Source organism: Actinomycetospora sp. NBC_00405, assembly GCF_036044095.1.
Lineage (GTDB): Bacteria > Actinomycetota > Actinomycetes > Mycobacteriales > Pseudonocardiaceae > Actinomycetospora > Actinomycetospora callitridis.
Genome location: NZ_CP107938.1, coordinates 2915236 through 2937110 on the forward strand (window position 1 = coordinate 2915236; position 21875 = coordinate 2937110).

Sequence of the window (21875 nt, forward strand, 5' to 3'; positions counted from 1 at the left end):
GCGCCGATGCTCGCCCGGCACCGCGTCGCGGCGGCGCTCCGGCCGATGGCACCCCGGCATCACGGCCGCACCGATCGGCATGACCCGGGAACATCCCGGGCCCCGGGGCGTTGATCCGGGTGCCGCGTCCCGGGAGGAACCGCCATGCCCACACCCGACGTCCCGCTCGAGAAGCTGGGCTTCCTCACCCTCGGCCTGTTCGACGGGGACGACCCCGGCCCCGGCATGGAGAGCACGCTCGAGGTCATCGAGCTCGGCGACCAGCTCGGGTTCGACAGCGCCTACCTGCGCCACCGCCACTTCCAGACCGGCATCTCCTCGCCGATCGCGATCATGGCCGCCGCGTCGCAGCGCACGTCGCGCATCGCGATGGGCACCGCCGTCACGCCGCTGGGCTGGGAGAACCCGCTGCGGATGGCCGAGGACCTCGCGACCGTCGACATCCTGTCCGGCGGGCGCCTGGAGCCCGGCTTCAGCGTCGGCCCGCCGATCCACTGGGACGACGTCAAGGGCGCGCTCTACCCCGACACCGCGGACGTCGAGGACCTCTCCTACGAGCGCGTGGCGCGGCTGCTGCGGATGGTGCGCGGCGAGCCGGTGAGCACGTTCTCGGGCACCCAGGGCTTCGAGGAGTTCTCGGCGCGGGTCGAGCCGCACTCCCCCGGCCTCGCCGACCGCATCTGGTACGGCGCGGGCAGCAGGCGCTCGACGCGGTGGGCCGCCGAGCAGGGCCTCAACCTGCTCACCAGCAACATCATCAAGCCCGAGGACAGCGACCTCGAGACCGACGGGAAGTGGGACTTCGCAGCGATCCAGCAGCGCCAGATCGCGCTGTTCAAGGCCCACCACCCCGCCGGTGAGTCCGCGCGGGTGTCGCAGGGCCTGGTCGTCATCCCCACCGACTCGGCCACCGCGGAGCAGCGCGCGAAGTACGAGGCCTTCGTCGAGAAGCGCACCCCGCGCACCGCTGCGCCGCTGGGCCCGCCCGGGCCGGGGCTGCTCGCCGCACCCGACGTCCTCGGTACGTCCGGGGAGATCGCCGAGAAGCTGTACGCCGACCCGGCGTTCCGCGAGGTGCGCGAGGTCGTCTTCGCCCTGCCCTTCACGTTCGAGCACGAGGACTACGTCCAGATCCTCACCGACATGGCCACCACGCTCGGGCCGGCGCTGGGGTGGAAGGCCGCCGCGTAGATGACCGACCACGCGGAGCGCGTCGGCCTGGGCCCGGTGCTCGCGGAGCTGACCGCGCCGGGCGGCGAGTTCGCGATGGTCCCGGCGACGGTCGACGGCGTCCCCATGCGCGTCCACCGGCGGGGTCCGCACACGCTGCGGGAGCTCTACCTGACGTCGCCCGCCCCGGACGACCGCGTGTTCACCGTCTACGGCGACGAACGCCGGACGTACGGCGAGCACCGGCGCTCGGTGGCGGGGCTCGCCGCGTGGCTGGTGGACGAGCAGGGGCTGCGCCCGGGCGACCGGGTGGCGATCGCGATGCGCAACGTGCCCGAGTGGACGGTGGCGTTCTGGGCGGCGATGGTGGCCGGCCTCGTCGCCGTGCCGCTCAACGCGTGGTGGACCGGTGACCAGCTCGCCGGCGCACTCGAGCACGCCGGCGCGCGGGTGCTGGTCGCCGACCCGGAGCGGGTCACCGCGCTCGCGGATCACGCGGACCTCCCGCCGATCGTGCGGGTACGGGGCGAGGGCCCGGCCCCGGCGGGCGTGGTGGCGTGGGAGGACGTCGTCCGGCCGTCCGACCAGGCGCCGCTCGCGGTGGACGTCGCGCCGGACGACACCGCGACGCTCATCTACACGTCCGGCACCACGGGCCGGCCCAAGGGCGTCGTCAGCAGCCACCGCAACCACGTGACGAACGCGCTGAACGTCGCGTGCCTCGGCCGTGCCGTCGCGCTGGCCGCCGCGCGGCGGGGCGACGCGGTGAGCGCGCCGGCGCGTCCCGGCACGCTGCTGGCCTACCCGATGTTCCACATCGCCGGGCTCAACGGCCTCTACGGCGCCGTGCTGTCCGGCGCGACGCTCGCCCTGCTGCACCACTGGGACCCCGGCGAGGCGCTGCGCCTCATCGCCTCCGAGCAGCTGACCACCGCGTCCGGCGTGCCCGCGGTGCTGCGCGACGTCGTCGAGCTGGCCGTCGACCACCCGCGCGAGACCGCCTCGCTCACCCGCATCGCGATGGGCGGCGCCCCGATCCCCCCGCCCCTGGTGGCGCGGGTGGCCACGGAGCTCGCGGGCCGGGCGTCGGCGGCCAACGGGTACGGCGCGACGGAGACCACGTCGGCGGTCTGCGCCAACACCGGCGCCGACTACGCCGCGCACCCCGACAGCGTCGGCCGCCCGGTGCCCGGTGCCGAGCTGCGGGTCGTCGACCCGGCCACGGACACCGAGGTGCCCGACGGCGTGGTGGGCGAGCTGCGCTTCCGCGGGCCCCAGATCATGCGCGGCTACTGGCGCGACGCCGAGGCCACCGCGGCCGTGCTGCGCGACGGGTGGCTGTCCTCCGGTGACCTCGGGCTACGGCGCGAGGGATGGGTGTTCGTCGTCGACCGTGCGAAGGACGTCATCGTGCGCGGCGGGGAGAACGTCTACTGCGGCGAGGTCGAGGCCGCGCTGCTCGCCCAGCCGGGCGTGCACGAGGCCGCCGTCGTCGGGATCCCACACCCGCGCCTCGGCGAGGACGTGGCCGCCGTGCTCGTCGCCGCACCCGGCAGCGCGCCCGACACCGGCGCGCTGCAGGAGGCCCTGGGCCGGACGCTGCCCTCGTTCGCGGTGCCCGGCACGGTGATCTGGCGCGGGGAGCCGCTACCCCGCACGGCCACCGGCAAGGTCCTCAAGGACACCTTGCGCGGCGAGCTGGCGGAGCCCCCTCAGAGCCCGTAGGACTTGCCGATGATGTCGCGCTGGATCTCGCTGGTGCCGCCGTACACGGTCGAGACGACGCTCTGGCGCAGCAGGCGCTCCATGCCGTACTCGGTGGCGTAGCCGTAGCCGCCGAGCATCTGCATCCCCTCGAGCGAGAGGTGCTTGGCCAGCTCGGTGGCCTTGAGCTTGGCCATCGACGCCTCGCGCGGGAACAGCGCGCCCGGGTTCGCGTCGATGGTGCGTGCGGTGTCGTGGACCAGCAGCTTCGTGGCCGCGAGCTCGGTGGCGTTGTCGGCGATGCGGTGGCGCATGGCCTGGAAGCTGCCGACCGGCCGGCCGAACTGGTGGCGCTCCTTGACGTAGGCGACGGTGTCGTCGAACGCGCGGCGCGCGAGCCCGAGCATCAGCCCGGCGAGGATCATGCGCTCGAGGTTGAGCCCGGCCATGAGCTGGCGCCAGCCCTGCCCCTCGGTGCCCACGACGGCGTCGGCGGGCAGGTGGCAGTCGGTGAAGTAGAGGTCGTTGACCTCCTTGCCGCCCATCGTCTCGATGCCGTGCATCTCGAGCCCGTCGGCGTCGGTCGGCACCATGAACATCGTCAGGCCGTCGTGCTTGCCGCCCACACCGCCCTCTCCCGTCGCTCCGCTCGCCCAAGGAGAGGTGCGCGCCACCAGCAGGACGTGCTTCGAGATGTGGGCGTTGGAGCACCACGTCTTCTGGCCGTTGACCACCCAGCCGTTCTCGGTCTTCTCGGCCTTGCAGGTCAGGCCGCCGACGTCGGACCCGGCGCCCGGCTCGGACATCGAGATCGCCAGCAGCTCCCCGTTGATCACGTCGCCGAGCAGCTGCTGCTTCTGCTCCTCCGAGCCGCTGCGCTCGAGCGCCGCCGCGGTGATGATCGTCGTGCCGAAGCCGCCGATGGGGATCTGGTGGTACGAGGTCTCCTCGAGGAAGACGAGCAGGTCGGTCATCGACCCGCCGGAGCCGCCGTACGCCTCGGGCAGCGCGATGCCGAGCCAGCCCTGGTCGGCCATCTTGCGATAGACCTCCATCGAGTGCGGGCCCTCGGCGGTCAGTTCGTCGCGACGTGCCTTGTCGGGCACCTCGCGGCGGGCGAACTCGCCGATCGCGTTCGCGAAGTCCTGCTGTTCCTCGGTCAGGGTGACGGGCATCGTCGGCCTCCTGTGGTCTCGGTCCGGTGTCAGTGCTCGTCCCAGAAGCCGACGGCCTCCAGGTGGGCGACGAGCAGGTCGCGGCCGTCGAGGACGTGGCCCTCCATCGCCGCGCGGGCGGTGTCGGGGTCGCCCGCGGCGAGCGCGTCGAGCAGGGTGCGGTGCGCCGCCACGGTGGCGGTGCGCCAGGCGCGACGGTCGGTGTAGAAGCGCGGGGGCAGGTAGTGCGCGGCGCGCCCGACGAGCCAGGCGAGCTTGCGGGCGCCCGAGGCGCGGTTGAGCGCGGCGTGGAAGCGGCGCTCGGCCTGGGCGAGGTCGCCGGCGTCGCCGGCCTCGATGAGCGCGTCGACCTCCGCGGCGCGCGCCCGCAGCCCCGCGAGGCCCTCGGCGTCGAGTGCGCCGGCGGCACGGGCCGCGAGCTCGCCGGTGATGCGGGCCTGGACGTCGAACAGGTCGACGACGTCGCCGCGGTCCAGCGGCGCGACCACGAACCCCCGCCGGGGCAGGGCGCGCACCATGTCGTCGGCGCGCAGGGCCTGCAGCGCCTCGCGCACGGGCGTGGGGCTGACGCCGAGCTCGACGGCCAGGCGATCGGGGCGCAGGAAGGTGCCGGGGCGCAGGTCGCCGGCGAGGATCCGCTCGCGGAGCTGCAGCTCCACGCGCTCGGGCAGCGCCGGGGCGTCGCCGAGCAGGCCGGTGTCCACGAGGACGACCATATCCTATGGGATTTGTCGCGGCGAGCGGACGACTCGGTTCATGATCCACGCGGCTTTCCTGGCCCTCTCGGCGTGCTGTAGTGATGTGCCAGCGTGGACGCAGGGCTTGCATGCCGGAGGCCCGTCGAGCCCGCACCTCAGCCCGGCTCGTCCGCCGCGACGAGGGCGAGGCCGAGGAGCAGGCGGTCGCGGGCGTCGGCGGGGCGGCGGCCGGTGAGCGCCTCGATCCGCGCCAGCCGGTACATGACCGTGTTGCGGTGGCAGTACAGGGCGGACGCCGCGTGCGAGGGCGAGCCGTCGGCGTCGAGGACCGCGCGCAGGGTGGCGAGCAGCGTGGCGCGCTCGGGCGCGGGCAGGTCGAGCAGGTCGCCGAGAGCGGCGCGGCGCAGCCGGGGCACGAGGTCCGGCGCCTCGCCCAGCAGGGCCTCGGGCAGCCGCTCGTCGAGTCCGGCGACGGCGCCCGTACCGGGCGGGAGCGTCCGGGCCGCGAGCCGCGCCCACCGGTGGGCGACGTCGAGCTCGCCGAGCCCGCGCACCACCGGGGACACGCCCACCGGGCCCTGCGCGCGCCGGCGCAGCCCCGCGAGCACCGCGGGGACCGCGTCCTCGGGCGGCACGATCACGCCCACGACCTCGGCGGCGCGGGCGTGCCAGATCGAGGTCGCGACCCCGGCGAGGGCCTCGGCCGGCGCGGGCAGCGGGTCGTCGTCGGCCTCCCCGACGGGCGCGACCACGCAGAGGATCTCGGCGTCCTCTCCCACATCGAGCACCCGGGCGGCGTCCCGGGCCGCGCCGGGCTCGCGCCCCCGTCCGGCGAGCAGGCCCTCGAGCACCGCCCAGCGCCGGCCCAGCTCGAGGCCGCGCAGGCGCGTCTCCTCGCGCCGGTAGGCGTCGACGAGACGATCGGAGCTCGCGTCGAGGATGCGCCACACGTCGTCGGCGACGACCAGCAGCGCCGCGTCGTGCGCCCCGGCGAACCGCTCCTGCGACACCGCCCGCATCCGCTCCCACACCAGCCGCCCGCACTGGCGGTAGGCGCGCAGCACGACCTCGAGCGGCACGCCCTGGCGCGCCCGGCGACGCCCGGTGTCGACGGTGAGGGCGGCGGCGTCGACGTCGAGCGGCAGGTCCCCGGCAAGCTGGGTGAGCAGCCGCTCGAGGCTCGCCCGGCAGGTCGCGCGCAGGTCGTCGCGCACCGGGACACCGAGCGCCCCGTAGACGTCCTCCCGCTCGAGGATCCGGCGGGTGAGCCGGTCGGCGAGCCCGTCGACGTCCTCCAGCAGCGCGCGGCACAGCACGGTGAGCGTGTCCCGGGCGGCGTCCGGGCGGACGGGAGCGGCCATCGCGGCAGCATGCCGTGCCACGGGCCGTGCGGTCCACGTCACACCTTGTGCTCCGCGCCCAGGTCCGGCGGCGACTGGTCCGATCGGGCGACGGGAGCCGGCGATCCTCGGCCGTGAGCGGCGCGGCCCAGGATCATCCGGGCATGGCCTTCGTCGTCGGCTTCCTGCCCTGGATCGTCTACTGGGTCCTCGTCGGCAACGTCCCCTTCCAGCTCGCGGTGCTGGTCGCGGTGCCCGTCTCCGGGCTGGCGCTGCTGGTGGGGCGGCTCCGACGCCTCCCCGGCCGGACGCTCGACACCGGCACGCTCGTGGTCTTCGTCGTCCTCGCGGTCCTCGCGTTCGTGGTGCCGGACGACGTGCTCGAGCGGTGGCTGCAGCCGCTGGGCAACGCCGGGCTGCTGGCCGTCGTGCTCGTAGGCCTCGCCGTCGGGCGCCCGTTCGTCCTGGACTACGCGACGCCGACCGTCGACGCCGTCACGGCCCGCACCGACGGCTTCCGCGCGATCACCACGGCGATGACCTGGCTGTGGGCCGGGCTGTTCGCGGTGATGACGCTGCTCTCGGCGATCCCCCCGGTCGTCGACGGGTCGGCCACCATGCTGGACTCGACCGACACCCTGTCGATCCTCTGCTACTGGGTGGCGCCGTTCGTGCTGCTCGGGCTGGGCGGCACGATCTCGGGGGCGTTCCCGCCGTGGTTCGCGTCGCGGTCGACGGAGGTCGACGCCCGTTCCGCCGGCGGCCCGGCGCCCGTGGCCCAGGGCGCCCCACCGCCGGACGCGTCCGACGGACTGGAGATCGACCTCGCCGCCGATCGGCGCCACGACGAGCCGTTCGACCTCGTCGTGCGCGGCGCCGACGGACCCGTCGAGCTCGAGGTCGAGGGCACCGACCTCGTCGGCCGCATCTGGCGATCGCGCGCGACGCTCCCCGCCGGGGCCGACGGTGTCGTGGACGCGGACCGGGCCACCCCCACCGGCGGCGACTGGGACGCCCCCGACGGCGACGCCCCGATCTGGGCGATGCGCTGCGTCGGCGCACCCGACGGGGCCGACCCCACGCCGTCGATGTTCCTCCCGCCCGCCGAGCCGTGGCAGGTCACGGTGCGGGCCCGCTCGGGCGGGCGCTCCGAGACGCGCACCGTCCGGCGGCACTCGGCCGGTCCCGGCGTGCGGATCGAGACCGTGCACCTCGGTGGCCGCGTCGCCCACCTCGCGCTGCCCGCCGACGCGGCCGCGGGCGACCGGCTGGCCGCGGTCGCGTGCTTCGGCGGCTCCGAGGGCGGGTCCGATTCCCAGCTCGGGCTCGCGTCGGCGCTGGCCTCGCGCGGCCTGGTGGCGCTCGCGGCCTCGTGGATCACCGAGGAGGACGCCGCGAGGTCGGTCCAGGAGGTGCCGCTGGAGCGGTTCGCGGAGGCCGTCGACCTCCTCGCAGGCCACGCCGCGGTCGATCCGGCGCGGGTGGGCGCGACGGCGATCTCGCGCGGCTCGGAGGGGATCCTCGCCGCCTCGGTCGCGGGGCTCGTCCACCCGACCGCGCTGGTGCTGATCAGCCCGAGCAGCGTCACGTGGCAGGCGATCGGGGGCGGTGGCGAGGTGCCCGGCACCCCGTCCTGGACGCTGCGCGGTGCCCCGCTGCCGTGGCAGCCCCTCCCGAGCGGGGTGCTGATGACGCAGCTCGTGCGCAACGCGATCGGCGTCCGCCGCGATGCCGCGGCCCACCGGCCGACCCTCCTGCGACTGCGCCCGGCCTACGAGGCGGGCCTCGCGCGGGGCACGGGTGACCGGCCCGAGGCGGCGATCACGGCCGAGGACGTCCCCTGTCCCCTGCTCGTCCTCACCGGCGACGACGACGCGCTCTGGCCGTCCGGCCCGATGGCGCGGACCCTGCTGGCGCGCCGCGCCCGCGTCGACGACCAGCACCACGCCTTCCCCGGCGCCGGGCACCTGATCCGGTGCGCGCTGCTGCCCACCGAGGCCCCGTGGACCGGGGGCATCGCGTTCGGCGGGACGCGGCCCGGGCTGGCGGCCGCGCAGAAGGAGTCGACGGACCTGGTGACCGCGTTCCTCGTCCAGTACACCGGCGCCGCGGCGCGCGCCTGACATCAGCGTTTCGCGGGCTTGCCCCGCCAGGCGAGCGAGCGGGCGTCGAGCGCGCGCACCAGAGCGTCGCCCTCGACGAGCATCCGTTCCCCCTGCGCCACCGCATGCGCGAGACGGTGGTCGTCGAGACGGCGGTACGCGGCGCCGCGACCACGGCCGAGGACGTCGTACCAGCACGCACCCACGGCGTCGTCGAGCAGCACGCGGCCGAAGCAGTGGTCGTGGCGCAGGGTCCAGCGCTCGCGCGACCCGGCCGCGGGCAGGTCGTGGTCGACGAGCTCGCGGTAGCGGCGCAGGAGGTCGTCCCGGTCGGTCACGGGGCGGGATACCCGACCGACCGGGGACGACCCCCACGCGCGTCAGCGCCGTCGGCGCGCCTCGTCGGTGGCCTCGGCCAGCTCGAGGGCCTCGGCCTTGCGCTGCGCCGCCTCGCGCTCGGCGGCGACGGCCTCGGACTCCTCGGCCACCCGCGTGCGGTGGGCCTCCTGCGCGTGCTCGTCGGCGCGCTCCTGCGCCTTCTGCTCGTCGCGCCGGGCCTGCTCCTTGCGCTTCTCCTCGCGCTCCTCGGCCTGCTGCGCGCGCTGCCGGCGCTCCTCCTCCAGCTGCTGCTTCTGCTCCTGCGCCTAGTCCCGGACCTGCTCGCGCGCCTGCTGGTCCTCCTCGCGCCGGCGCTGCAGACGGTCGTCGGCGACCTCGCGTCGCGCGTCCGCCGCCCGGTCCCGCTCCGCGGCCTCGGTGCGCTGCTGCACCCGGGCCTCCGTCACGTGGCCCTGCGCGGCCAGCTCCGGGTCCCCGAGCAGCAAGCCCAGCAGCCCCCGCACCGTCGCCTCGACGCTGTCGAGGGCGAGCGTCGGACCCCACTCGCGGTTGTTGCCGTTCCCGGTCACCTGCGCGAGCAGGTCGACCGGCACGCGCGCTGCGCCGAAGCCCAGCGACACGATCGTCCGCGGCACCGCGGCCACCGGATTGGTCATCTCAGGACTCCTCCTCGACGTCCTCGAGCGCGGCCGCGTCGCGACGGGCCCGCTCGGCTCGCACTTCCTCGTCCTGCGCGCGCCCCTCGGCGGCGGCGCGCTCGTGCACCGCGTCCACCTCGTCGCGCCGCAGGTCCTGCTCGCGGGCCTGCGCGACCTGCTCGGTCGCCTGCCGGCGCACCGCGGTGTCCCGGGCGGCCTGCTGCTGCTCGGCCTGCCGGTCCTGCTCGGCGCGCTCCTCCCGCGCGGCGGCGGCGTCCTCGGCCGCCAGGCGCTCGCGCTCGACCCGGAGCTCCTCCTCGCGGGCGGTGGCCTCGGCCTCCTCGCGCTTCTGCGCGGCGAACTCGTCGGCGCGCCGGGCCTCCTTCGCCGCGTCCGCCTTCTCCTGCTGGAGCTCACCCTCGGCGCGCAGGTCCTGGTTGTCGGTGATCGCTCCGGCGGCCTGCTTGGCGGCGCCGGCGATGCGCTGACCCGCGCGGGTCGCCTTCGTGGACTCGCTGGGGTCGGCCATGGGCTTCCTCCTGCTCGAACGACGCCAAGGGCGCTGACGAGCGGTGGTACCCACTGGACCGAGCGGTCGATCCCCCGATCCGGCCAGGATCGCGGCGTAGGGGGATGGCAGGACGGGCACGCTGCAGGATGACCACAGCACCGCTCGCGACCCGCGAGCCGACGGCTCCCGACCCCGCGCAGGTCCGCGAGAGCGGCCCCGACGGCGTCACCCTCTGGCTGCCGCTGGTGGGCTCGATCGAGATGTCGCGTCCCGAGCTCGCCTACGTCGGCGGGATCGCCGGGCTCACGGCCCTCGGCCTCCTCGAGTGGCCGATCGCCCTGGTCATCGCGGGCGGCCACGTCCTCGCGGCCGACCGCAGCAACCGGACGATCCGCGACCTCGCTGATTCGATGACCCGGTGACTCGATGGCCCGGTGACTCGATGACCCGGTGACCCGATGACCCGGAGGGCGACGCCCTGACCGTCTACCCGAGCTCCGCGCGCAGCAGCGCCGCCCCGCCGGCGAGCGCGCGCATCTTGCCCTCGGCCGCGTCGCGCGGCAGGTACTTCAGCCCGCAGTCGGTGGCGAGGACGATCTGCTCCGGCGGGAGCAGCTCGAGGGCGCGACGGGCGCGGCCGGCGACGGTCTCGGCCGACTCGACCGCCGGGTCGGACAGGTCGAGCACCCCGAGGATGATCGTCTTGTCGGTGAGGTCGCGCAGCACCCCGAGGTCGAGCCCGGACTGCGCGGTCTCGATGGAGATCTGCTGGACCGGGCTGCCCGCGAGCTCGGGCAGGAACGAGTACCCCTCGGGCCGCTCGTGGATGATCGCGGCGTAGCCGAAGCAGATGTGCACCGCCGTGGTCCCGGTGACGCCGTCGAGCGCGGCGTTCAGCGCCGACAACCCGTAGGCCCGCGCGGCCTCGGGGCGTGCCTGCATGTACGGCTCGTCGATCTGCACGACGTCCGCCCCGGCGGCGAAGAGGTCACGGACCTCGGCGTTCACCACCGCCGCGTACGCCATCGCCGCGGCCTCCGGGTCGCCGTAGTGGTCGTCCTGGGCCTGCTGGGACATCGTGAACGGGCCGGGCACGGTCATCTTGATCGTGTGGTCGGTCGCCGCGCGCAGGAAGCGCAGGTCGTCGACCTGGATCGGCGTCGGCCGCCCGATCGGACCGGTGATGCGCGGGACCGGGTTCGGGTGCCCGCTGCGGTCCAGCGCGCTGCCCGGGTTGTCGACGTCCACGCCGTCGAGCGCCGTCGCGAAGTGGTTCGAGTAGCTCTCGCGACGGATCTCGCCGTCGGTGAGGACGTCCAGCCCGGCGTCCTCCTGGGCCTTGATCGCCAGGAGCGTGGCGTCGTCCTGGGCCTGCGCGAGGAACTCGGGGGCCACCCGCCACAGCTCCTTGGCCCGCACCCGCGGCGGGAAGCGCCCCGCGAGCTTGGCGCGGTCGATGAGCCAGTCGGGCTGGGCGTAGCTGCCGACCAACGACGTCGGCAGCAGGGGCAGGGTCGGCACGGGTGGCTCCTCGGGGGTGTCGGTCAGGCGGCCGGCTGCAGCACGAAGTCGTACGTGGCCTCGCACCACGGGACGTCGCTGCGTCCGCCGTCGGGCGTCGGGCCCGGCTCGCGCTCGGTGAAGGTCACGACCAGCTCGCGCTTGACGCCGAAGACGACGTCGCTGTCGAGGTACTGCGCCCCCTCGCGGAAGAGGTGCGTGATCAGTGGCTCGAAGCCGGGCACGTTGAGCAGGAAGTGCACGTGGGCGGGCCGGTAGTGGCTGATGTCGGTCTTCGAGATGAGGGAGCCGACCGGCCCGTCCATGGGGATCGCGTACCCGAGCGGGGCGATCGTGCGCACGCAGTACGTGCCGTCCTCGCGGGCGGTGTACTTCCCGCGCAGGCGGGCCTCGTCGACGTCGAGCTGCGACTCGTAGGCGCCGTCGGAGTCCGCCTGCCAGACGTCGAGCACCGCGCCGGGGATCGGCGCGCCGTCGAGCGAGCGCACCGTGCCGTGCACGTAGAGCGGGGTGCCGGGCAGGCCCTCGGACATGTCCGCGCCGTGGCCCAGCTCCGGTGAGCCTTCGATGTGGAACGGGCCGAGCACGGTGGCGGGCGTCGCGCCCTCGGCGAGGCGGTGGTTCTGCTGCACGACCAGCATCGACAGGCCCAGGACGTCGGAGGTGAGGATGAACTCCTCGCGCTTGTCGTCGCTGATCTGCCCGACCTCGGTGAGCCAGCGCACCGCCGCCATCCACTCCGCCTCGGTCAGCCGGGTCTCGCGCGCGAACGCGTGGAGGTGGCGGACGAGCGCGCTCATCAGCTCCGCCGTGCGCGGGTCGTGCGCCGTGCCCCAGCGGGCCGCGGCGAGGTCGGTGATCGTGTCCTCGGTGACGGCCGTCGGAGTGGTGACCGGGTGCGACATCGCGCCCTCCTGGTGGCTAGAGGTCGGCGTGGCCAACAGGGGTCGGCCGGTAGGGGTCAGGATCCGTCGGGCGGTTGTTGCGGTCCACCGACAGGAAGATGTCGTTCGCGACGGGGTGGCGCAGCTCCTCGGCGAGCTGGCCGATGAGCCCCGCGGTGCGGGCGAGCAGGGCGAATGCGCGCAGGAGCTCGAGCGGCAGGCCGAGGTCGGCCAGCGCCGCCCCGCACACCCCCGCGCCGTTGAGCGGCAGGGTCTTGCCGAGCACCTGCGGGTGCACCCGCCCGATCGCGGCGAACAGCGCCAGGTGCGGGCCGAACAGGCCCTCCTCGGTCGCGATCGCCATCAGCCGCGGGGTGCGCGGGTCGCCGTCCTTGTGGACATGGTGACCCAGGCCGGGGACGAACTTGCCGGCCTCGCGCTGCGCCGTCACGGTCTCCAGGGCCAGGGCGTCCCAGCCGGCGTCGTCCGTCGGGACCGTGTTCTCGACCAGCACCGCGTGCAGGAACCGTCCGCAGTCCTCGGTGACGCCGAGGAACCGCGAGCCCCCCGCCAGCAGGCCGGCGGCCAGCGCGCCCTGCACGGAGTCGGGGGCGGACAGGAGGGCGAGCCTGCTGATGATCGCGGTGGGCGTGTAGCCGTGGTCGGCGAGCGCCGCGAGCACCGCCTCGAACACCCGGGTCTCCCCCGGCGTGGGACGGCGCTGGGCCGCGAGCCAGAACGCGAGCTCGCCGAACGACACCTCGCCCATGACGTCGCGGGCGAGGTCGTGGCCGAGCAGCGTGATCTCGTCCTTCGAGGCCGCGCCCAGAGCAGTCGGATACAGCGCCGTGGGGTATGGGCCGGTGGGGTCCTCGGTCATGCCTGCCCCTCCGGTGTCGTCAGCCAGCGGCGCAGCTCCGCGCCGTGCTCGTCGAGCTCCGGCGGCGGCAGCTCGTAGACCGCCGGCGTGCCGGAGAAGCGGATGGGGTTGCGGGTGGTGGGCACCGCGCGCTCCCCCTCCCCGACGCTGACGATCGGGTCGAGCCCGAAGCGCTCGGCGATGGCGAAGCCGCCGGCCACGGAGTTGATCGGCCCGCACGGCACCCCGGCGTCGACGAGGAGGTCGAACCACTCCTCCGCGCCCTTCGCCGAGAGCGCCTCGATCAGGATCGGGCGCAGCTCCTCGCGGTGCTCGGTGCGGTCGGCGTTGCGCAGGAACCGCGGGTCGTCGGCCAGCTCGGGCAGCCCGATCACGGCGACCAGCTTGCGGAACAGACCGTCGTTGGCGGCGGCCACGATGAGGTCGTTGTCGGCGGTCGGCAGCGGCTCGTAGGGCACGACGCTGGGGTGGGCGTTGCCCATCCGCGTGGGGACGACGCCGCCCGCGGCGTACGCCGAGCTCTGGTTGACCATCCCCGACATCGCCGAGCCGAGCAGGCTGACCTCGACGTGCTGGCCCTTCCCCGTCGCGTCGCGGTGGCGCAGCGCGGCCAGGATGCCGATGAGCGCGTCCTTGCCCGCCATCACGTCGAAGATCGAGATGCCGGCGCGGAAGGGCGGGCCGTCGGGGGCGCCGGTGAGGCTCATCAGCCCGGACACCGCCTGGACCATGAGGTCGTAGCCCGGCACGTGCCCGCCGCCGGTGGACCCGAAGCCCGAGATCGAGGCGTAGACCAGCCCCGGGTTGTCGGCCGCGGCGGACTCGTAGTCCAGCCCGTACTTGGCCATCCCGCCCGGGCGCAGGTTCTCGATGAGGACGTCGGCGCGGCGGGCGAGCTCCTTGCCCACCGCGACGTCCTCGGCGTCGCGCAGGTCGAGCGCGATCGAGCGCTTCCCCCGGTTGATCCCGAGGTAGTAGGTCGACGTCTCGTCGCGCTTCGGCGGCATCCAGGTCCGCGTCTCGTCGCCCTGCGGCGACTCGACCTTGATCACCTCGGCACCCAGGTCCGCCAGCAGCATCGTCGCGTAGGGCCCGGCCAGCACCCGCGAGAAGTCGGCCACCACCAGCCCGGCCAGCGGCCCGCCGCCGGTCCCCTCGGAGTGGTCCTCCGACGCCATCCTCACGCCTCCGTCCGACAGCCGGACACCTGTCCGTCGACGCGGAGCCTGCTCGCGGTCGGCGAGATCGTCAAGGCCGCCGGGCGAGCCGGGTCAGCAGGGTCACTGCCGCGTCCACCTCGTCGTCGGCCACCTCGTGGTCCCGTCCGGGCTGGACGCGCAGCTCGGCGTCGGCCCCGCGGGCACGCAGCTCGGCGACCGTCTCCTCGGTGTCCGCGAGCGGCACCCACGCGTCGGCGTCGCCGTTGGTGACCAGCACCGGGAGACCGCGCAGGGGCACGGGGTCCGGCGCCGACGGGGGCAGCGACCGGTCGGTGCCGGGCGGACCGAACGCGGCGCCGGTCCAGATCACCGCACCCGCCCAGCGACGGGGCCTGCGCAGCAGGTGGTCGGCGACGAGGCACGCGCCCTGCGAGAACCCGGCGAGCACCAGCGACCCGGCGTCGACGCCGCGGGCGACCAGGGCGTCGGCGAGCCCGTCGACGACGTCGGCGGCGCGGTCGCGCTCGGCGAGGGTCCCGGTCTCCGGGTCGTGGACACGCCCGGCGTACCAGGACCGGCCGGGGGCGGCCGGGAGCACCCACGTGACGGTCACGCCCGCGAGCCGCGGGGCGAGGCGGGTCAGCACGTGGTCGTGCATCCAGCCGGGGTCCTGGTCGCGGCCGTGCAGCAGCACCACCGCGAGGGATCCCTTGCCCACCGGTGCCCCGTGGACCTCGATCCCCGGCGCCGCGAGGGCGGTGTCGGGGGTGCTCACGTGCCGGACGTCCCGCTCGACATCGCCCGACGGTAGGCCACCGGCGTGCGCCCGGTCGCGGCCTTGACCAGCTGCCCGAACCGCGTCGCGTTGGCGAACCCCCAGCGCGACGCGATCGCCGACACCGGCGTGGGGCCCTGGCCCGGGTCGGCGAGGTCGGCCAGGCACCGGTCCAGGCGGCGCTCACGGATGGTGCCCGCGACGGTGCGTCCGTCCTCGGCGAACAGGGCGTGCAGGTGGCGGGGGGAGACGAACACCGCGGCCGCGACGGCCCGCGGCGAGAGCGTCGGGTCGGCGAGGTGGGCGTCGATGTGGCGGTCGATCCGGGCGCGGAGCTCCGCGTGCGGGTCGGGGGTCGCGAGCAGTCCCCGGCGCGCGAGCTCGTCGTCGAACAGGGCGCGGGCGAGCTCGGTGGCGTGCCGGGCGCCGGCGAGCAGCGCCGCGGAACCGGCCTCGTCGCCTGCCGCCCCCTCCAGGCCCTCGTGCAGCCCGGTGAGCAGGCCCGCGACGGCGGGGGCGAGGCCGTGGGCGGCGTCCAGCGTCGTGGCCGTCAGCTCCCCGGCGCCGCGGTGCGCCCCGAGGCCGTCGGTGGGGAAGCGGAAGCACAGGCTGCGGTAGCCCTCCCCGCTGACGATCTCCACGGGACGGCCGGAGTCGTAGAAGACCATGTCGCCGGGCCCCACGCGGGCGGTCCGGTCGTCCTGCCGGAACCGTGCGGTACCCGCGAGCTGCAGGGAGAGCAGGTAGTCGGCCGGCCCGTCGTCGATGTGCTCGGCCGCGCGGACCGCGCGGTGGGGGCGCGACGTCATCGCGATGAGCGAGGTGTCGCCCAGCCGGCGGCGGCGGATGCTGCCGCGGAAGCGCTCGGGGGCCGTGCACTCGACGTGGAACGGCAGCAGGGCCCCGGTGACGGCACCCCGCCAGGCGTCGACGTCCCGGACCTCGTCGTCCATACCGTCGTCCCTGCACCGGGTGGAGATGTCCGTGCACTGTAGCGAGAGCCACGAGACGCGGGCCACATCTAGCGTCAGCGGACACCCCTGCCACGAGGAGGCCCGGTGTCCCACATCCGCGGTTCGCACCACACGACGTTGTCGGTGTCCGGCGCACAGGAGGACGTCGACTTCCACGTCGGCACCCTGGGCATGCGGTTCATCAAGCGCACGGTGCTGTTCGACGGCTCGCTGCCGATCTACCACCTGTACTACTCGAACGCGGCCGGCGACCCGTCGGCGGTCCTGACGACCTTCCCGTGGCGCCAGGCCGGGCTCGTCGGGCGCCGCGGCACGAACCAGGCGCGCGAGGTGCTCCTGGCGGTGCCGGCGGACTCCCTGGACTTCTGGGCGAGCCGCCTCGCCGAGCACGGCGTCGACGCCACGAGCACCGAGGTGTTCGACCGGCGGCGCCTGGAGTTCCGCCACCCCTGCGGCATCGAGTACGCCCTCGTCCCCGCCGACGCGGACGCCCGCGTCGGCCATCCCGGGCAGGGCGTCCCGCCGGAGTACGCGATCCACGGCATCCACGGCGTCGGCATCCACGTCGCCACGCCCGAGCGGATGATCGAGTTCTCCGACGAGGTCTTCCACTCGCAGGGCAAGCTCGTCGAGGACGGCGACCGCGCCGCCTACCAGGTCGGGCAGGACCCCGTCGGCAACCACGTCGAGCTCATCGCCGACAACGGCGAGGAGCAGGGCACCTGGCGCTACGGCGCGGGCACCTTCCACCACGTCGCCTGGAACCTCGAGACCCTCGAGAACCAGGACGCGCTCAAGTTCGACATCGAGGGCAACGGCTACACCGACATCTCCGAGCTCAAGGACCGCAAGTACTTCAAGTCGGTCTACGTGCGCACGCCGTCCGGAGCCCTGTTCGAGCTCGCCGTCACCCACGCCGAGGGCGGCTGGACCTGCGACGAGTCCCCGCACGAGCTCGGGACGCGCTTCCAGCTCCCCGAGCAGTTCGAGGACCGCCGCGAGGAGATCTTCTCGAAGCTCGAGCCGATCGAGACGCCGGTGCAGCCGGACGAGGAGGAGTCATGACCGACCAGATGGTTCGGCCCACGACACGCCTGCACGTCAGCGACCGGTTCGACGACGTCATGGCGCGGATCGACGAGCTCGACCCGCTCCTGCGCGCCGAGGCCGCGGAGAACGAGGAGGGCTTCCGCCTCACCCCGGAGGTGGAGGAGGCCCTGCACGCGAGCGGCCTCTACACGATGAGCATGCCGCGCGAGCTCGACGGGATGGAGCTCGCGCCGCGTCAGGTCATCACGGCGATCGAGGCCCTCGCGCGGGCCGACGCGTCCACCGGCTGGGTGGTCATGACGCTGCAGATGGCCATCGGCACCACGGCGGCCTACCTCGGGCGCGAGCCCTTCGCCGACCTCGTCGCCGCGCACGGCGACCGCACCCTCGCCGCCGGCCAGGGCACGCGGCCGGGCCGGGCGCGTGCCGTCGACGGCGGGTTCCTGCTGTCCGGCTCGTGGTCGTTCGCCTCGGGGCTGCACCACGCCACGCACATCCACACCGCGGCGCTGGTGGACACCGGGGAGGTGCGGGTCTTCACCCTGCCCAAGGAGCAGGTGACGATCGTCGACGAGTGGGACGTCATGGGGCTGCGGGCCACCGGCAGCGTCGACTACCACTGCGAGGACGTCTTCGTCCCCGCCGAGTACACCTACGTCGCGACCACCACCGAGCCGCTGCTCGGCGGGGCGGTGTTCCGGCTGGGCCTCGCGAACTTCGCGAGCCTCCAGCACGTCGGCTGGGCCCTCGGCGTCGGGCGGCGCCTGCTCGACGAGATGCAGGCGGTCGCGGCGTCGAAGACCGGGACACGGAACGCCGGGGTCGACACCGCCGAGTTCCACGCCGACTACGCCCGCGCCGAGGCGACGCTGCGCTCGGCCCGCGCCTGGAACATGGAGGTGTGGGCCGACGTCGAGGCCACCCTCGATCGCGGCGAGGACCTCAGCGCCGACCAGGAGACGCTCCTGCGGCTCGCCCTGCACACGGCGACCACCGCGGCCCAGGACGTCGGGCGGACCGTCTACCAGTGGGCGGGCACCACCGCGCTGCGCCACGGGGACCTCAACCGCGTCTTCCGCGACCTGCACGGCGGCACCCAGCACGTCACGTCCGGGCCGGCGGTCCGGCACGGGTGCGGGCGCCGTCTGGCGGGGCTGGCGCCCGGCGCGACGTGGGTGTTCCTCGACCTGGTGGACCCGGACTGAGAGCCTCAGGACGCCGGAGCGGTGACCCGCGGCAGCCTCTCCCGGCTCGCGAAGTCCGCCGAGATGTCGCCCGCGGCCTGCAGCAGCAGGGGCAGGTGGTGCTCGAGGAGGTGGGCCACCGGGGTCTCGGCGGCGTGGCAGTTGACATTGACCCCGGCGATCACGCGGCCCTCGCCGTCGCGCAGGGGTGCGGCCACCGAGCGGATGCCCGGCGCCAGCTGCTCGTCGGTGAGCGCCCAGCCGCGGGCGCGCACCTCGCGCAGCGCGGCGTCGCGCTCCTCGCCGTCGGGACGCCAGCGCGCGACCAGGCCCGAGCGGGTGGGCTCGGCGAGGACGCGCTCGAGCTCGTCGGGCGCCAGGGCCGCGAGCTGCACCTTGCCCAGCGACGTCGGCAGCGCGGGGAAGCGCGTGCCGATCTGCACGGTCAGCGACACGATCTTGGGGACGGCCACGCGCGCGACGTAGACGATGTCGGAGCCGTCGAGCTGCGCGACCGAGCAGGACTCCCCGGTGCGCTCCACCAGGCGCTCGAGGTGCGGGCGCGCGACGTCCCACAGGCCCAGCGCGTCGACGTAGGCCACGCCGAGGTCGAGCACCCGGGGCGTCAGGGTGAAGCCGCGCTCGCCGGCGCGGACGTACCCCAGCTCGGCGAGGGTGAGCAGGATGCGCCGCGCCGTGGGGCGCGCGAGCCCGGTCGCGGTCGCCACCTCGGCGAGCGTCATCACCGGGCGCCCGGCCTTGAACGCGGTGATCACGTCCAGGCCGCGCGCGAGGGCCTCGATGAAGTCCGGGCCCGCTCCGTCCCGTGGCACGGGCACCACCCTCCTCGAGGTCCGGGTGGCGGGAGCGTAACCGCACGTCCGCCTGGCGGACAGGACCCGCGGTTTCCGGTCACCGGGTCGCGCGCGTCAGGTCGTTGACAGCTGGACCATCGCTGGACGACAGTGACCCACATCATCTGACCGTCTGCCGGACATCCGTCCGCGAGTGGCGAGGAGCCCCGTCCATGAGCCAGCCCGAGCGGCGCCCCGTCGTCCTGCGCGGCGGCACCGTGCTCACCGTCGACACCGGACACACCGTGCTCGAGGGTCACGACGTGCTCGTCGTCGACGACCGCATCGCCGGCGTCGGGGTCGACCTCGAGGTGCCGGCGGGCACCGAGGAGATCGACGCGCGCGGCGGCATCGTCATGCCGGGCATGGTCGACACCCACCGGCACATGTGGCAGACGGCCATGCGCGGCTACGGCGCCGACTGGACGCTCACGCAGTACTTCGTCTGGTACTACCTCGAGCACGGGCGCAAGTTCCGCCCCCAGGACGTGCACGCGGGCAACCTGGTCGCCGCCATCGAGGCGATCGACGCCGGCGTCACCACCTGCGTCGACTGGTCGCACGGGCTGCAGTCCACCCAGCACGCCGACGCCGCCGTCGACGCCCTCGCCGCCGTGCCCGGCCGCTTCCTGCTCGCCTACGGCAACATCCAGGACGCGCCCGCGAACTGGACCGGGACGTCCGAGCTCCGCGACTTCCTCGACCGGCGCCGCGGCGACGTCGAGGGCTTCCAGCTCGCGTTCGACGTCACCGGCGACCCGTCGTTCCCGGAGAAGCCGGCGTTCGAGGTCGCCCGCGACCTCGGCCTCCCGGTGACCACCCACGCCGGCGTCTGGGGCGCGACCAACGACGACGGCATCCGGCTGATGTACGAGCACGGCTTCATGGCGCCGGAGACGATCTACGTCCACGCCGCCACGCTGTCGGCCGATTCGTACCACCGGATCGCGGCCACCGGCGGCTCGGTGTCGGTGTCCACCGAGAGCGAGCAGAGCGCCGGCCAGGGCTACCCGCCCACCTGGGCGCTGCGCAGCCACGACATCCCGGTGTCCCTGTCGATGGACACCTCGGTGTGGTGGTCGGGCGACCTGTTCACCGCGATGCGCACGACCCTCGGCGCCGACCGCTCCCGCGAGCACCTCGAGGCCCACGCCCGGGGGGAGACCGTCACCCACGCCGCGCTGCGCGCCGAGCACGTGGTCGACATGGCCACCCGCGGCGGCGCCCGGGCCCTCGGGCGCGAGGCCGACCTCGGCAGCGTCGAGGTGGGCAAGAAGGCCGACCTCGCACTGATCCGCAACGAGCACTCGCCGGTGAGCTTCCCGATCCTGCACCCGCACGGGCACGTCGCCTTCCAGGCCCAGCGCGGCGACGTCGAGGTCGTGCTCGTCGACGGCCGCGTCGTCAAGCGCGACCACCGCCTCGTCGGCGTCGACCTGGCCGCGGCACGACGCGCGGTGGAGGAGACCGTCGATCACCTGCGCGGCGAGCTCGGCGAGGACGAGTGGCGCCAGGGCATGAACCCCGACATCCCCGAGACGAAGATCCTCGACAACCCGTACCAGTACACCGACTACCGCTCCGCGGCGACGCACGGCGCCTGAACCCCTCGGGCGCGCGCGGCGGCCTCCGTCCCGGGACCCGGGGCGGGGGCCGTCGTGTCATTCCGGGTCCCTCTCCGGGTCGACGCCCGCGTAGGCGTGGGCGAACCAGCGCCGCAGCAGCGGGTCGTGCTGCAGCGTCGACACCCAGCCCTCGCGCAGGCCGAGCCCGAAGCCGTCGCGGTCGTCCCCGGCGCCGGGCGGGGCGGTGATGACGCGCAGGAACCAGTCGGAGAACGCCTCGGTCCGCCAGATCACGGGCAGGCGGGTGTCGCTGTAGCGCGCGGCCCGGGCGCCGTCGCGCTGCGGGCCGTACTGCTCGATCAGCCCGTGGGCGAGCTCGACGGCGTCGCCCAGCGCGAGGTTCATGCCCTTGCCGCCGGCCGGGGTGATCAGGTGCGCGGCGTCGCCGACGAGGAACACCCGCCCGTGCTGCATCGGCGTCGTCACCCGGACCCGCAGGTCGAGGACGTCGACCTCGGGCAGGTCGACGTCGCCGAGGTCCGCGCCGAGGCGCCGGCCCAGCTCCTCGCGCAGGCGCGGGGCGGGCCAGTCGGCGGCGGTGTCGCCGGCCGGCACCTCGAGGTAGAGCCGGGTGACGTCGGGCAGCCGGCGCATGTGCGCGGCGTAGCCCCGAGGGTGGGCGGCGTAGATCGTGTGGTCGACCAGGGGCGGCATCGCGGCGCTGATCACGAGGAAGCGCATGGGGTGGTGGCGGTCGTGGACGCTCAGGTGCCCCCGCAGCGAGCGCGCCACCGCGCTGCCCGCGCCGTCGCACCCGACGACGGTGTCGGCGTGGATCTCCCGCGGCCCCTCCGGCCCGGTCACCGACAGCCGCGTGCCTTCGTCGTCCTGCTCGACGGCCGTGACCCGGTGCTCGAAGAGGATCGAGCCGCCCTCGTCGAGGAAGGAGGCGGCGACCCGCGCGACCAGCTCGTGCTGCGGGAAGACGTAGTGCGGGCGGCCGCCGGTGATCTCGGCGTAGTCGACGACGACCGACTCGTCGGCGGTGCGGAACTCGCAGCGCCGGTTCTCGGCCGCGAACGGCAGGACGGTGTCGCCGAGGCCCTCCGCGGTGAGCATCTGCACCGTCCGGTACTCGACGATGCCGGCCTTCGGGAGGAGGCCCAGCTCGGCCTGCGGCTGGGACTCGACGACCGTCGTCGCCACCCCCGCCCGCTGCAGGAGCCAGGCGAGCACCAGCCCCGCGGGGCCGGCGCCGACGACGACCACGTCCGTACGCACTCGGCCACCTTCGCTGCCACCGCCGCCCCGGCGCAGCACGACTCCCGGGGAGCGGGAGGTCCGGCGATCA

Annotated in this window: 21 protein-coding genes; 7 read left to right on the forward strand and 14 right to left on the reverse strand. The window is 74.7% G+C overall.

The window, feature by feature from the left end:
• The first annotated feature begins 144 nt into the window (after positions 1-144).
• Together OG774_RS14290 and OG774_RS14295 are read left to right on the forward strand one after the other, a co-directional pair.
• The gene (locus tag OG774_RS14290; protein ID WP_328310486.1) at positions 145-1191 is read left to right on the forward strand and encodes an LLM class flavin-dependent oxidoreductase; all 1047 of its coding nucleotides are present in this window, start codon (positions 145-147) and stop codon (positions 1189-1191) included.
• Positions 1192-2895 (forward strand): class I adenylate-forming enzyme family protein, encoded by a 1704-nt coding sequence (locus tag OG774_RS14295; RefSeq protein ID WP_328310488.1) that lies wholly within the window; start codon positions 1192-1194, stop codon positions 2893-2895.
• On the opposite strand, the gene OG774_RS14300 is transcribed toward OG774_RS14295, so the two are convergent.
• The 3 genes from OG774_RS14300 to OG774_RS14310 all read right to left on the reverse strand — a co-directional run bounded on the left by OG774_RS14300 (position 2883) and on the right by OG774_RS14310 (position 6108).
• Positions 2883-4049 carry an acyl-CoA dehydrogenase family protein gene (locus OG774_RS14300; RefSeq protein WP_328310490.1) on the reverse strand — a complete coding sequence of 389 codons (1167 nt, stop codon included), beginning with the start codon at positions 4047-4049 and terminating at the stop codon, positions 2883-2885. The genes OG774_RS14295 and OG774_RS14300 overlap by 13 nt on opposite strands.
• Positions 4050-4078: 29 nt before the next feature.
• Positions 4079-4753 (reverse strand): GntR family transcriptional regulator, encoded by a 675-nt coding sequence (locus tag OG774_RS14305; RefSeq protein ID WP_328310492.1) that lies wholly within the window; start codon positions 4751-4753, stop codon positions 4079-4081.
• A gap of 149 nt (positions 4754-4902) precedes the next feature.
• Positions 4903-6108, reverse strand: coding sequence for a PucR family transcriptional regulator (locus tag OG774_RS14310; protein ID WP_328310494.1), 1206 nt, complete (start codon positions 6106-6108; stop codon positions 4903-4905).
• A gap of 143 nt (positions 6109-6251) precedes the next feature.
• On the opposite strand from OG774_RS14310, the gene OG774_RS14315 reads away from it, so the two are divergent.
• Positions 6252-8210: an acyl-CoA thioesterase/bile acid-CoA:amino acid N-acyltransferase family protein gene (locus OG774_RS14315; RefSeq protein ID WP_328310496.1), complete on the forward strand. Its 1959-nt coding sequence runs from the start codon at positions 6252-6254 to the stop codon at positions 8208-8210.
• 2 nt (positions 8211-8212) lie between these two features.
• On the opposite strand, the gene OG774_RS14320 is transcribed toward OG774_RS14315, so the two are convergent.
• The 3 genes from OG774_RS14320 to OG774_RS14330 form a co-directional block, all read right to left on the reverse strand.
• The gene (locus OG774_RS14320; protein ID WP_328310498.1) at positions 8213-8527 is read right to left on the reverse strand and encodes a hypothetical protein; all 315 of its coding nucleotides are present in this window, start codon (positions 8525-8527) and stop codon (positions 8213-8215) included.
• Between the two features lie 306 nt (positions 8528-8833).
• The gene (locus OG774_RS14325; protein WP_328310500.1) at positions 8834-9184 is read right to left on the reverse strand and encodes a hypothetical protein; all 351 of its coding nucleotides are present in this window, start codon (positions 9182-9184) and stop codon (positions 8834-8836) included.
• Between the two features lies 1 nt (position 9185).
• On the reverse strand, positions 9186-9695 hold the full coding sequence (locus OG774_RS14330; RefSeq protein WP_328310502.1) for a hypothetical protein: 510 nt from the start codon (positions 9693-9695) through the stop codon (positions 9186-9188).
• A 128-nt stretch (positions 9696-9823) separates the two neighbouring features.
• Between OG774_RS14330 and OG774_RS14335 the strand changes: the two genes are divergently transcribed.
• Positions 9824-10099: a hypothetical protein gene (locus OG774_RS14335; RefSeq protein ID WP_328310504.1), complete on the forward strand. Its 276-nt coding sequence runs from the start codon at positions 9824-9826 to the stop codon at positions 10097-10099.
• Between the two features lie 64 nt (positions 10100-10163).
• On the opposite strand, the gene OG774_RS14340 is transcribed toward OG774_RS14335, so the two are convergent.
• The 6 genes from OG774_RS14340 to OG774_RS14365 form a co-directional block, all read right to left on the reverse strand.
• Complete coding sequence (locus tag OG774_RS14340; protein WP_328310506.1) at positions 10164-11198, reverse strand: 5-methyltetrahydropteroyltriglutamate--homocysteine methyltransferase; 1035 nt, start codon at positions 11196-11198, stop codon at positions 10164-10166.
• A gap of 23 nt (positions 11199-11221) precedes the next feature.
• Complete coding sequence (locus OG774_RS14345; protein WP_328310508.1) at positions 11222-12103, reverse strand: dioxygenase family protein; 882 nt, start codon at positions 12101-12103, stop codon at positions 11222-11224.
• A 16-nt stretch (positions 12104-12119) separates the two neighbouring features.
• On the reverse strand, positions 12120-12962 hold the full coding sequence (locus tag OG774_RS14350) for a citryl-CoA lyase (RefSeq protein ID WP_328310510.1): 843 nt from the start codon (positions 12960-12962) through the stop codon (positions 12120-12122).
• The gene (locus OG774_RS14355; protein ID WP_328310512.1) at positions 12959-14140 is read right to left on the reverse strand and encodes a CaiB/BaiF CoA transferase family protein; all 1182 of its coding nucleotides are present in this window, start codon (positions 14138-14140) and stop codon (positions 12959-12961) included. Before OG774_RS14355 ends, OG774_RS14350 begins: the two co-directional genes overlap by 4 nt.
• A gap of 70 nt (positions 14141-14210) precedes the next feature.
• Positions 14211-14897: an alpha/beta hydrolase gene (locus OG774_RS14360; RefSeq protein WP_328310514.1), complete on the reverse strand. Its 687-nt coding sequence runs from the start codon at positions 14895-14897 to the stop codon at positions 14211-14213.
• Positions 14894-15850, reverse strand: a complete 957-nt coding sequence (locus OG774_RS14365) for a helix-turn-helix domain-containing protein (RefSeq protein WP_328310516.1) — start codon at positions 15848-15850, stop codon at positions 14894-14896. The genes OG774_RS14360 and OG774_RS14365 overlap by 4 nt, the downstream gene beginning before the upstream one ends.
• 105 nt (positions 15851-15955) lie before the next feature.
• Here OG774_RS14365 and OG774_RS14370 point away from each other — a divergent pair, with 105 nt between their 5' ends.
• Positions 15956-16936: a ring-cleaving dioxygenase gene (locus tag OG774_RS14370; RefSeq protein WP_328310518.1), complete on the forward strand. Its 981-nt coding sequence runs from the start codon at positions 15956-15958 to the stop codon at positions 16934-16936.
• A complete protein-coding gene (locus OG774_RS14375; RefSeq protein ID WP_328310520.1) occupies positions 16933-18126 on the forward strand; it encodes an acyl-CoA dehydrogenase family protein in 1194 nt (397 codons plus the stop codon). The genes OG774_RS14370 and OG774_RS14375 overlap by 4 nt, the downstream gene beginning before the upstream one ends.
• A gap of 5 nt (positions 18127-18131) precedes the next feature.
• Here OG774_RS14375 and OG774_RS14380 read toward each other — a convergent pair whose 3' ends face one another.
• Complete coding sequence (locus tag OG774_RS14380) at positions 18132-18938, reverse strand: IclR family transcriptional regulator domain-containing protein (RefSeq protein WP_328310523.1); 807 nt, start codon at positions 18936-18938, stop codon at positions 18132-18134.
• 194 nt (positions 18939-19132) lie between these two features.
• On the opposite strand from OG774_RS14380, the gene OG774_RS14385 reads away from it, so the two are divergent.
• Entirely contained in the window at positions 19133-20563 is a 1431-nt protein-coding gene (locus OG774_RS14385) for an amidohydrolase family protein (RefSeq protein WP_328310525.1), read from the forward strand.
• 57 nt (positions 20564-20620) lie between these two features.
• Here the strand turns inward: OG774_RS14385 and OG774_RS14390 are convergent, their stop codons facing one another.
• The gene (locus OG774_RS14390; protein ID WP_328310527.1) at positions 20621-21805 is read right to left on the reverse strand and encodes an FAD-dependent monooxygenase; all 1185 of its coding nucleotides are present in this window, start codon (positions 21803-21805) and stop codon (positions 20621-20623) included.
• Positions 21806-21875: the final 70 nt, after the last annotated feature.

What these genes read in the sequence shown, in the direction of transcription:
- OG774_RS14385 (WP_328310525.1), top strand. Translation starts at nt 19,133, where the DNA reads ATGAGCCAGCCCGAGCGGCGCCCCGTCGTCCTGCGCGGCGGCACCGTG.
- OG774_RS14345 (WP_328310508.1), bottom strand. Translation starts at nt 12,103, where the DNA reads ATGTCGCACCCGGTCACCACTCCGACGGCCGTCACCGAGGACACGATC.
- OG774_RS14365 (WP_328310516.1), bottom strand. Translation starts at nt 15,850, where the DNA reads ATGGACGACGAGGTCCGGGACGTCGACGCCTGGCGGGGTGCCGTCACC.
- OG774_RS14355 (WP_328310512.1), bottom strand. Translation starts at nt 14,140, where the DNA reads ATGGCGTCGGAGGACCACTCCGAGGGGACCGGCGGCGGGCCGCTGGCC.
- OG774_RS14300 (WP_328310490.1), bottom strand. Translation starts at nt 4,049, where the DNA reads ATGCCCGTCACCCTGACCGAGGAACAGCAGGACTTCGCGAACGCGATC.
- OG774_RS14335 (WP_328310504.1), top strand. Translation starts at nt 9,824, where the DNA reads ATGACCACAGCACCGCTCGCGACCCGCGAGCCGACGGCTCCCGACCCC.
- OG774_RS14290 (WP_328310486.1), top strand. Translation starts at nt 145, where the DNA reads ATGCCCACACCCGACGTCCCGCTCGAGAAGCTGGGCTTCCTCACCCTC.
- OG774_RS14375 (WP_328310520.1), top strand. Translation starts at nt 16,933, where the DNA reads ATGACCGACCAGATGGTTCGGCCCACGACACGCCTGCACGTCAGCGAC.
- OG774_RS14325 (WP_328310500.1), bottom strand. Translation starts at nt 9,184, where the DNA reads ATGACCAATCCGGTGGCCGCGGTGCCGCGGACGATCGTGTCGCTGGGC.
- OG774_RS14295 (WP_328310488.1), top strand. Translation starts at nt 1,192, where the DNA reads ATGACCGACCACGCGGAGCGCGTCGGCCTGGGCCCGGTGCTCGCGGAG.
- OG774_RS14350 (WP_328310510.1), bottom strand. Translation starts at nt 12,962, where the DNA reads ATGACCGAGGACCCCACCGGCCCATACCCCACGGCGCTGTATCCGACT.
- OG774_RS14315 (WP_328310496.1), top strand. Translation starts at nt 6,252, where the DNA reads ATGGCCTTCGTCGTCGGCTTCCTGCCCTGGATCGTCTACTGGGTCCTC.
- OG774_RS14330 (WP_328310502.1), bottom strand. Translation starts at nt 9,695, where the DNA reads ATGGCCGACCCCAGCGAGTCCACGAAGGCGACCCGCGCGGGTCAGCGC.
- OG774_RS14310 (WP_328310494.1), bottom strand. Translation starts at nt 6,108, where the DNA reads ATGGCCGCTCCCGTCCGCCCGGACGCCGCCCGGGACACGCTCACCGTG.